This window comes from Candidatus Spechtbacteria bacterium (assembly GCA_016188605.1).
GTDB lineage: Bacteria > Patescibacteriota > Minisyncoccia > Spechtbacterales > JACPHP01 > JACPHP01.
Genome location: JACPHP010000006.1, coordinates 18,196 through 28,944 on the forward strand (window position 1 = coordinate 18,196; position 10,749 = coordinate 28,944).

8 protein-coding genes and 2 tRNA genes are annotated in these 10,749 nt (G+C 45.5%); 9 read left to right on the plus strand and 1 reads right to left on the minus strand.

The features are described from left to right. The first annotated feature begins 158 nt into the window (after positions 1-158). From pilM to HYV65_01060, 8 genes are all read left to right on the plus strand, one after another. Positions 159-1,268 carry a type IV pilus assembly protein PilM gene (gene pilM, locus HYV65_01025; protein ID MBI2462802.1) on the plus strand — a complete coding sequence of 370 codons (1,110 nt, stop codon included), beginning with the start codon at positions 159-161 and terminating at the stop codon, positions 1,266-1,268. Positions 1,269-1,350: 82 nt separating this feature from the next. After that, positions 1,351-1,902, plus strand: a complete 552-nt coding sequence (locus HYV65_01030) for a hypothetical protein (GenBank protein ID MBI2462803.1) — start codon at positions 1,351-1,353, stop codon at positions 1,900-1,902. Between the two features lies 1 nt (position 1,903). After that, a complete protein-coding gene (locus HYV65_01035) occupies positions 1,904-2,518 on the plus strand; it encodes a hypothetical protein (GenBank protein ID MBI2462804.1) in 615 nt (204 codons plus the stop codon). Between the two features lie 8 nt (positions 2,519-2,526). After that, the gene (locus HYV65_01040; protein ID MBI2462805.1) at positions 2,527-2,808 is read left to right on the plus strand and encodes a hypothetical protein; all 282 of its coding nucleotides are present in this window, start codon (positions 2,527-2,529) and stop codon (positions 2,806-2,808) included. Positions 2,809-3,193: 385 nt separating this feature from the next. Further along, positions 3,194-3,266, plus strand: a tRNA-Arg gene (locus HYV65_01045). A 258-nt stretch (positions 3,267-3,524) separates the two neighbouring features. Beyond that, positions 3,525-4,022, plus strand: coding sequence for an SET domain-containing protein (locus HYV65_01050; GenBank protein ID MBI2462806.1), 498 nt, complete (start codon positions 3,525-3,527; stop codon positions 4,020-4,022). Positions 4,023-4,049: 27 nt separating this feature from the next. Beyond that, positions 4,050-4,120: transfer RNA gene (locus tag HYV65_01055), tRNA-His, on the plus strand. A gap of 216 nt (positions 4,121-4,336) precedes the next feature. Continuing rightward, a complete protein-coding gene (locus HYV65_01060; protein MBI2462807.1) occupies positions 4,337-9,394 on the plus strand; it encodes a hypothetical protein in 5,058 nt (1,685 codons plus the stop codon). Positions 9,395-9,773: 379 nt separating this feature from the next. On the opposite strand, the gene HYV65_01065 is transcribed toward HYV65_01060, so the two are convergent. Continuing rightward, positions 9,774-9,920, minus strand: coding sequence for a hypothetical protein (locus tag HYV65_01065; GenBank protein MBI2462808.1), 147 nt, complete (start codon positions 9,918-9,920; stop codon positions 9,774-9,776). Between HYV65_01065 and HYV65_01070 the strand changes: the two genes are divergently transcribed. Next, the coding region (locus tag HYV65_01070) for a hypothetical protein (protein ID MBI2462809.1) at positions 9,908-10,749 on the plus strand (842 nt) is incomplete at its 3' end. The genes HYV65_01065 and HYV65_01070 overlap by 13 nt on opposite strands.

Consider the following 10,749-nt stretch of genomic DNA (forward strand, 5'->3'; position numbering starts at 1 on the left):
GGGAGTTTTATGTTATTGACGAGAGAATACAGGGGTGAGTCTTCGCTGCCGTACGTTAGTAGTTCCTGTATTCTGTATTCAAAACCTCTGTATAAATAATTAATATCATGCCATTCGTAATTCAGCGTTAATGAGTTAAATTATGATATAATATATGCATGGCTTTTTCTTTAGGAAAACTAAACGAGCTATTCACCATCATCCCACGGGCTTTTGGGCTAGATATTTCTGATAGATCTTTGAAATTTGTTAGTCTAAAGCCAATAAGAAATGCTTATGAAGTTGATGCTTTTGGCGAACATGAGTTTGCTGCCGGAATCGTAGAAAGGGGGAAAGTGCTCTCGCTTGATAAATTAGCAAATGAAATCTCGGCCGCTCTCGCAAGCGCGCGGGATGTTATATCCCCACACGTTGTTGTAGCGTTGCCCGAGGAGGAAGTATTCTTGCGCATAGTTCAGCTGCCTCAAATGAGCAAAGATGAGCTTGCGGAAGCAATTAAATGGGAAACAGAATCCAATATACCAATATCTATTGATAATGCCTATTTTGACTATCAAATTATTCCGCCCATACACAAGCCAAAAGAGCTGCAACATCTTGATGTGCTGGTCGCCGCAGCGCCAAAGGATACTGTCGAGCAGTACATACGGGCGGTGGAACGAGCCGATCTCCACCTCGTTGGAATAGAGCCGGAGTCTGTGGCAATAGCGCGAAGTCTCGTTTCTGCTCGCCAACAAAATGACCCGGTTATTCTTATGGATATCGGAGCAATACGTACGCGTTTGGTCATCCATTCCGCGGGATGCGTTAGGTTCACGTCATTTATTCCTCTATCCGTACAGAATTTTATAAAGCCTCTCGTCGCGTCTGGCTTGGAAGCAAAAGAGGCAGAGCGCATCCTTTTTTCAATCGGAGTTAACAAATCAGCCGAACACAGCGCGGTTTTTACATTGCTTGTTCCTGTTCTCACTGATCTAAAAGAACAGATTGAAAAATATATACAGTTTTATAACAGTCACGCGGAGCACGAGCATGGCTACAGCACGAAGCTCTCGCTGCTTATCGTAGCTGGCGGGGGAGCGCTTATTCCAGGACTGCTTGAATATCTTGCGTCAATGTTAAATATCTCCGTGGAGGTTGCAAATCCTTGGGCGAATGTTACAGACCAACCGATGCGCGAAATCCCCCAAATATCTCAAAGGCAAGCAGTGCGTTTTTCGGCTGTTATCGGCCTTGCGCTGCGCGGGATAAATAACATCAACGAATAACGAATGACATACGAATAAACGAATCAACTGCGATGTAGTATTTGCATATTCTTATGTCATTCGTTATTCGTTGATTATAGCTATGATTATTCTCAACCTCCTCCCCCAAGAGTATCAAGCCAGAATTAGGCGCGACGCAAATCTGCGCATGTTTGCGCTTGTGTTTGTGTCGTTGTCGGTCTGGACGTTTGTCTTTTTCTTTCTAGTGGCGCAGGGTTGGACGTATCTATCAATTCAAAATTCAGCATTACAGCAGCATCTCTCGGTGGAGGAAAACACTGATGCCGCAAAAAAGATTGCCGCTCTGGAGAAGAACGTTAAAGGAATCAATTCCGCCCTTACTTACGCGAATAATATAAGTTTGCAGCCTTCATATAATGCAGCTGCCCTTATGTCTGTAATAGAAACAATTATTCCGAGCGGTGTAACATTAAATATATTTGATCTAGATAGTTTAAACAGGACTTTGACTATTGGCGGAATTGCCGCCAAGCGCGAGGACGTTTTATCGTTTGAGCAAAATTTGCGATCCCAGTCGCAAATTATTCATGATATTAATGCGCCTATAACCAATTTACTCAAGCCGGAGAACGTTCAGTTTTCTTTCTTCATCACTCTTCAGTCGACACAATAATATGACTGGCAAACCGTCGCAATTAATTGTATTAGCAGGCATCTCTTTTATTGCTTGGGCTGCAATCCTCGCCGTAGGAGTGGTTTTTATCGTATCTGGTTTTAATGATGCAAAGACGCAATACGCAGACTTAAGATTACAGATAAACCAATTCGGAGAGAAAAATATAAAATACGAGCAGTCGTTGGAATCGTATAAAAAAGTGAGCGCGGATGTAGATGGGGTGAATAGCAGCTTTGTTGGTGGCGATACGATCTTGAATCTCTTAGTGCAGCTAGAGGGCAAGGCAAGAGATACCAATAACTCGTATAGCGTCGCGGTAATTCAAGACATCCCTTCATCAAAGTCAGCAAAGGGATCGGTGGTCAATTCGGGAGGTGAAACCGCCGCGCCAATTTTGCCAGGAACCGTGCTGACAATTTCCCTGACAGGAACTTTTGCAAATATCTTTCAGTTCGTGAATGATGTTGAGCATTTGCCTTACTTCATTCAAGTACAGCGCCTCACCATCCGCGCCGCCGCTGTATCAAAAAACGCAGCTGTATCCGTTCCAATCACATCTTCTCCGCAGCTTCAAGCGATATTTGTGATGAAAGTTTTTTCTCCGGCACCATAATCTATTATATGAATACATTACTAGGAAAAAGAATTTTACGCATTGCCAATCGTTTCTCTTATTTTTTTGCTAATTTTGGCGGCAGGATATTCGTAGCAGGCATTGTAGCTAGCGTTATGGCCGGCTTAATTATAATGTATATTTTTGCCTATAGAATAACCAAAGAATCTTACCAGGCAGATGTGCAATTTACTAACGTAAACGTGTCGTCTCTACATAAGGTATTGGAGCGCCTTGATAGTCAGAAGAACAGACAGGTCGATTTGGGAGTGCGCGATCCATTTAAGTAGAAATAAATACAATCCCTTGCAAATATTTCAAAATGTAGTAAAATATCGTAATCGTGTTTATTGGTAGCTCACAAAGCTACCAATTTTGTTAAAGGTTAAGTATAGTATATATAGAAGACGCAAAGGTACATTGCCCTTGTAGTTCAATGGATAGGACAAAAGCCAACTGCTTGGCTTTTGTCGGGAAGTTTAGGCGAGGCCTCTCGCTTTATTAGCGAGGCGCCGAGCCGTTTAAACTTCCCAGTGCACCTTTAATGTTGACTCGAGCGCATAGCGAGGCGCCGAGCCGTTTAAACTTCCCAGTGCACCTTTAATGTTGACTCGAGCGCAGTCCCGTAGCGACGGGACGAAGCGAGACTATTTAGCAAGATACACAAGTTATTTTGCCCTTGTAGTTCAATGGATAGAACAGCGGCGTTCTAAGCCGCGTGTTGGGGGTCCGATTCCCTCCAAGGGCACAAAAATAGAAATGTAATTTTTATTTTTGTGCACGCGAGCAAGCAAATTTATTTGCGTGCGTGAGGGAATCGGAGCCCGCAGCGATGCGCTAGTTTTCGCCTTGGGCGAAAGGCTAGCGCCGCGAGGGGCGGGCTGCGAAAAATTTCCGTCAGGAAATTTATTTGTAGCCGATTCCCTCCAAGGGCACAAAAATAGAAATGTAATTTTTATTTTTGTGCAGAGGTGTAAAAAGCGCCCCTAAGATATATTTACGTGCTATGTTAATAAAGCAAAAAAATAAACTTTTTGAATTGCGCGGTAAGGGTTTGAAGTTTGTATATTGCTACGGTAAGGGTTTATCGCTACTTGCAAATCGAGGATTTAAAGATGGAGAGGTTGTTATCAAAATGAGTGGGAAGGCGGTGCCCGTAGAAAGGTCAAGCAAGGAGGCAGTACAGATTGATAATAATAATTTTCTAGATTCCGAGTATATGGTAGTTGAAGATTTCATAAATCACAGTTGTCGCCCTAATACGCACTGTGACATTGAGAATCGGAAGTTTGTTGCCATCAAGGATATCGTCGCAGATGAAGAGATAACTTTTAATTATTGCACCACAGAGCTGGACATGAAAAAATATGGTACAGATTTCTCTTGCGAATGTGGAGCTAAATCGTGCTATGGAAAAGTTATGGGATTTAAATATTTGGCGTCCGAAGAACAAAAGAGGCTATTGCCGTATTTGTCTCCATTTCTTAAAACGAAGGTTATTTAGGTATATTAAATATAAGACATCAAAGGGGTGCCCATAGCTTAGTGGCAAAGCTTCGGATTGTGGCTCCGATGACGAGGGTCCGATTCCCTCTGGGCACCCCCCTGACGTTTTTTGAATCATTTTTCATAAAAACTCTCCGCTTTAGGCGGAGAGTTTTTATGATGTCTTGCATTAGTGATCTTATCAAGGTTATCCACAGTTTTTTATAATATAAATTTGTATTCTTGGTATAATATTATGGTAGTTGTGATATCTCGGGTATCCGAGATATCCGAGATATCAATAAACAAAGAGCATTTAACGATTTAAAAATAATGAAGTCATCGATCACACTTCGCGAAGCTGCAAAGCTAACTGGCTACACCCAAGATTATCTTGGTCAGCTTATCCGTGGAAAGAAAATGCAAGGAGAAAAGGTTGGTCGTGACTGGGTTACTACGCGCGAAGAAATATATAATTTTCTCACCACCCAAAGCCCGGAGCGCCTTAAATTTGTAATGCGTCAGGATAGTGTTATTGCCTCTTTTGTAAACAAAACAGCCATCGCAGAAACAATATCATCAGACGATGCGCCAATTGAATCAAAGATTCCATCAATCAAAGAATCAATACGAATTAGGCCATTAGTTGAGAATCATCCGCTAGCAGTCGCAGGCAGATACGTAAGGAATAGCATATTGTCGCTGTCGTCACGCTTAAATAGCATTATTAGAATCGCTTCCCTTCCCATTTACGTTCAAGTTTATCATTTGAAAAAAATAGTTTTGATAGTTTCATTATTGGGGCTGACTGTTGGCGGTGGATTTGCTACACACGGCATTGCAACAAGCGCAACGAATAATTTATTGTCAGGAGGATACGCGCAACTAGACGTAGCAAACCTAGGTATGGAAATATGGTATCAAATAAACGAATCTCGGATGCCGAGATTAGCATCCGAGATTTCTAATTCTGTATTTAATTTGCCGGATAATTTGAAATGGGTATACGCGGGTGTCGTTAACGGCGATGCTAGTGATGTGGCAGATGCTATTGCTAGTAATTTACAGTCCAATATTTTTTTATTGGTCATAAATTTGGTTAATGGGCTAGGCGATATTCAACGGGGAGTGAATGAGTTTGTTGTTGTTGGTGGCGATAATTTAATAGCATCTATTTCTGGTTCTGGTTTTTCTCCATTTAACGATGTTCAAAACACGGCATATTTCGGGAATCTATCTGTTTCTGATTTTACAGCGCAAAGCGGGCAATCAATGCAATTTGCGCAAGAACAAACACAAAGTATTTTATCTGCAGTTATTGATCGCGTGCGCAATTCAGTTTCCGCCGGAACATTTAGCTTTGCCAAACTATATACACGAGCCAATGATAGAACTTATCAAATTGTGACCGCGCCTTTCAAGTATACAATAAAACAATACAACGAGTTGAACAACAGTTTATATGCATCGTGGGGGCGATCGTATCTGCGCGTTGCCGAAGTGCTACTCCCTGGATATTTCCCCTATACAAATATATCAACAACCACTGTTACACCTGCTGACGTGCGACGCTTCACAGAAATAGTGAGTCAGCTTTCCAGTGAAGTTGTTTCATATCAGCAACAAACCAATCAGTCCGTCATAGCATTGCAGGAAACCATCCAACAAATTCCGCCTCCACCCCCGCCAGTCATTGTGCAGGTACCCGGCGAACAACCGCCGAGCGATCAGCAACAGCCACCTGCAATCTTTCCCGATTCTTCGCAACCCTCTCCCGACCTTACTCAATTAAAATCAGACCTGGCGCAAGTCACGTCTGATGTTCTGCGTATAGATGGGCAGTTGCAAAATATTAACAGTTCTTCAGAGAACATCACAATTCAAAATATTTATCCTCAACAAAGCGGCACTAATCTTAATTTGCGGACAATGGATTCAGGCGTCATTATGCTGGCATCAGCACAAGGAGTTTTTCTTCAAGGAGCTTCTATTATTCTTGATGTAACGCCTTTGTCGGGGCAATCTTTATCATCTGCCATAATTTCACTGAAAGATCATGCGGAGATGGCGGATGGTCTCACGCTTACCGGGGGCGACCTCACTCTTAATGCTGGTAATTTTGCGTTACCTTCGGGTAATATAACCGCAACATCAAGCGATGCCACGGGCACAGCTTTTTCTTTCAGCTCCGGAGTTACAACAGGCACCGCGCTTGGAATTACCGCTAATTCTCTTACCACAGGCACGGGTTTAAGTGTTTCATCAACGGGCGCGATAGCGGCAACGGGAGCGCTTGCCCGTCTTTCTGCTTCGGGGCTTACGTCCGGGGACGGTTTGGTAATCACCGGTCCTTCTTCCGCGGGCATCACGGGGAATATTTTGTCTCTTATTTCTGACGTCGGTTCGTCCGGAAAGCTTATCAGTCTCGCGCCAGATTTTTCAGGGGCAGACGTTACAGGATATGGCATTTATCAAGCCGCCACAGATTCCACATCTTCCGCGAATACAGATTATGGATATTACGGCTCGCTTACTCTAGCAGGCAATGCCGCTAAAACTGGAATTGGTGTGTATCAGACAGTAACTTCATCTTCAACCACGGCGGACACATTGGTTTCTTTGGATTTAACCACTGACGTGACAGGCATTATGGCGGGAGCGGGAACAAGAAATGTTTACGGACTTCGTTCACAGCCATCAGCCGGAGCAGAATCCACGGCAGGCACCACCAATGTTTATGGCGTGTATTCTAAAGTAATAGCGGATGTGGCAGCCGGGGGAACAGTCAATGGATATGGGTTGTATGTAGCTAACGGCACGTATGACACAGATGGAACATCCACGCAATATGGGCTTTATGTAGAATCTCCCACTGGAGCGGGCAGTAATTACGCAGCAATATTTGCCGGAGGCAATGTCGGCATAGGCGTTGCTACTCCTTCTGCTCCCCTGGAGATCGGAGATGGAACAGACTCTATTCAGTTCTCGTCAGTTGGCGACATTACTTTTGTAGATGCAGACGGAGCGGCAAGTATTACCGGCTCTACGGGAGGAGCTTTAACTGTGGCTGCGGGAGCCGCTCAACCGCTAACTCTAACTGCTAACAATGCCTCTACGTGGTCAACATCCAATGGTCTTCTCACTGTTACCGGCGATGACGGCATCACGCTAACTGCCATATCCACTGCAGGAATTACAGCTAATCTGCCAGATAATTTGGCAGATGCTTTGGATGTCCAACAAGGCACTAATAACTATATCAACATTTCTACCTCCGACTCTGCTGCTTCTGTAACCATTGACCTGCCAGTCGTTGGTTCCGTATCTACTATCGGCAATCTTTTTACCGCCAATATCGCTAAAACCATAAACCTTGGAACCGGAACTGCTGCCGATACGATCAACATTGGCACTGACGGAACAGCGGCCGATGTTATTGCCATTGGTAATTCCAATGCCTCAACAACACTTGCTTTAACTGGAGGAGATGATTGGTCTATGGCATCAACTGGCATTTTAACAATGTCTGCTTCTGCCGACCAAACTACGGCCATAGTTATTACTGACACAAATTATACCAACTCCCTTTCTATTGGAGATAATACTATCACCGGCACGACTGCAAGCATTGATTTAACCTATTTTGATATCACGGGAGCTACTGGCGCGGTGACAATTGATCCGCAAACAATAGGCACATATCTTGATTTTACTTTGGATAACGCTTGGGTTTCAGGAACTTTAATTAACGCTGATTTTTCAGGCGAGGCAACTACACAAGGAGCGGCGGCTATTACTGGAATATCCTTAAATCTTAACGATAACCTCATCACTCCTTCAGCCGGGCAGAGTGTGACAGGATATGATTTGGCGCTTCCTGTTGCCTCTACCACAAGTAATGCTACTGTCTACACAGGATTTAATTTAGGAACAGCGGGATCAATAACCAATGGCACGGCTGGTTCATTTGTTTGGAGGGGCGCGAACATCACTTTGCCTATTATTACGCAGTCCGCAGGAGGATCGGTAACCGCTTCGGGAGTGAGAGTTTTGGTTCCGGCATCAGGAGCAATAGTGACGGCGGGTACTATGAATGGCATTGATGTTATCGCTCCGACAACGTCAGGACCAGCCGCAGGAACTTTAAATGGCGTAAACATTTCCAATTTAACTTCTGCTGGAGCTGGTACGGAAAATGCGATTCAAATAGGTTCTGGGTGGGATGCTGACATACTGTTTGTTGATACAACCCCAACTCTTGTTATTGGCAATACCGGCACTTTGTCTGTTACCGATGGCACTAATATATTGTTTAGCATTGCCGACGATACTTCCGAAGGAGATGTTACAGTGACTGGCGATCTTGCGGTTAATGGCGCGACATCCGCGGACATTACTTCAACAACAACCGCGGCTACTGTTTTTAATACTACCGTGAACACTCTTTCTGTCGGCGGTTCAGCGTCCACATTGAATTTAGGAATAACCGACGGCATAACAAGAATTGTAAACTTGGGCACTGGATCTGGCGCTGACACTATTAATATCGGCACGGGCGCTACTACTGCCGACGCGATTACTTTGGGCAATACTAGCGTGGCGACTACACTGGCTTTTAATACCGGCGTAACCACCGGCACTGGCTTTGCCATCACCGCCAATTCCGTTAACTCTGGCAATACATTAACCATATCCTCCGACGCTTTAACTACGGGTGAAGTGATTGATATTGCAGCAATTTACGCTCCCGCCGACGGATCCACCAACGAAGCAATTGATATAAATCTAACCCATAATCCCAATACTTCCGCCGACAATTTTTCCGGCATTGATTTAGATATTTCCGACGGAACCGTACTAGACAATACGGTGTACAACTACAACGGAACGTTAACCTTAACAGGCAATGCCGCTAAAACTGGAACTGGCATATATCAGACAGTAACTTCATCCTCAACCACGGGGGACACGCTTTACGCAGCTGATTTTCTAGTAGATCATAATGGCGCTTCCGCCTCTGGCAATAAAACATTGTACGGATTGCGCGCGCAGATTACTAACGACGGGATAACAGACGCAGCTGGAACGCATAACATTTATGGCGGATATTTTGCTGCCACAGGAAATACCGGAGGAACGCAGACTGCTTACGGAGTTTTTGTTGAAGCCTCGGGCGCTGACACAAATTATGGAATCAATGTCAATGCCATTTCTACGGCCGCCACCACCAACACAGGCATTGCCATCGGCAATCTCTCTGGCGGCACAACCTCAAATGGTATTACCATCGGCACTAACAGTTCTGCCACCGCCAATGGCCTCACCATCGGAGCCATGTCAGGCACCACGGCAAACATCTTTCAGGAGCAAGTGGTACAGGAACAGGAGTAGATATTGGAGCATTTACAAACACAGGAGCAACCCAGTATGGAGTGAACATTGGAGCATTATCCGGTACCCATGCCGCGGGAGGAGGAATTACAGCCGGAGTTAATATTGGTAACATTTCTTCCGCGGGAGCAACTTCTACCAACTACGGACTCCTCCTTGGCACCATGACAGGAGGCACAACCAGCAATTACCAAATCAGCACCGGAATACTTACTTCGGCCACCACCACAACCAACGCCCAGCTTAACCTCGGAGGAGTGGTAACAACCGGAGGAACCACAACCAACGCCCAATTAAACCTCGGCGGAGTGGTAACAACCGGAGGAACAACAAACTACGGAATTAACGTGGGAGCTTTGTCAGGCTCTGGAACAACTAACTACGGGATTAACATCGCCACTCTTACCTCAACAGGCACAACATCCACCGCGCTCAACATCGGAGGGCTCTCTGGCGCCGCCACCACCAACACAGGCATTGCCATCGGCAATCTCTCTGGCGGCACAACCTCAAATGGTATTACCATCGGCACTAACAGTTCTGCCACCGCCAATGGCCTCACCATCGGAGCCATGTCAGGCACCACGGCAAACCATCTCCGGCGCTCTTGGCACAGGCACAGGCATTACAGTAGGCAACATCTCTACCACAGGAACTACCAACTACGGACTCCTCCTTGGCACCATGACAGGAGGCACCACATCCAATTACCAGATCTCAACAGGAGTATTGACATCAGCCACCACCACTGCCAATGCCCAGCTCAACCTCGGAGGAGTGGTAACAACCGGAGGAACAACAAACTACGGAATCAACGTTGGAGCTTTGTCAGGTTCGGGAACCACGAACTACGGAATCAATATTGCAGCTAGCACTGCCACAGGAACCACGAACTACGGCATGAGCATCGGAGCTCTCTCGGGAGCTGCCACCACCAACTACGGCATGAACATCGGCAACCTCTCGGGAGCCACCACTTCCAAGGGAATGGTCATTGGCACCAACAGCTCTGCAACTGCAACAGGCATTGACATCGGCGCACTCTCTGGCACCACTGCCAACACAGGCATTGCCATTGGAGCAATCTCGGGAACAGGAGCCACAGGAGCGGGAGTTACCGTAGGCAACATCTCCACCACCGGAACAACCAACTACGGCCTGCAGTTAGGCACCATGACAGGAGGCACCACATCCAATTACCAGATCTCAACAGGAGTATTGACATCAGCCACCACCACAACCAACGCTCAATTAAACCTCGGCGGAGTAGTAACCACGGGAGGAACAACAAACTACGGAATCAACGTGGGAGCTTTGAGTGGAACAGGAACCACGAATTACGGGATCAATATCGC

Bases quoted from the DNA above. Each gene is read 5' to 3' on its own strand.
- pilM (MBI2462802.1), top strand. From the start codon at position 159: ATGGCTTTTTCTTTAGGAAAACTAAACGAGCTATTCACCATCATCCCA.
- HYV65_01030 (MBI2462803.1), top strand. From the start codon at position 1,351: ATGATTATTCTCAACCTCCTCCCCCAAGAGTATCAAGCCAGAATTAGG.
- HYV65_01035 (MBI2462804.1), top strand. From the start codon at position 1,904: ATGACTGGCAAACCGTCGCAATTAATTGTATTAGCAGGCATCTCTTTT.
- HYV65_01040 (MBI2462805.1), top strand. From the start codon at position 2,527: ATGAATACATTACTAGGAAAAAGAATTTTACGCATTGCCAATCGTTTC.
- HYV65_01050 (MBI2462806.1), top strand. From the start codon at position 3,525: ATGTTAATAAAGCAAAAAAATAAACTTTTTGAATTGCGCGGTAAGGGT.
- HYV65_01060 (MBI2462807.1), top strand. From the start codon at position 4,337: ATGAAGTCATCGATCACACTTCGCGAAGCTGCAAAGCTAACTGGCTAC.
- HYV65_01065 (MBI2462808.1), bottom strand. From the start codon at position 9,920: ATGGTAATACCATTTGAGGTTGTGCCGCCAGAGAGATTGCCGATGGCA.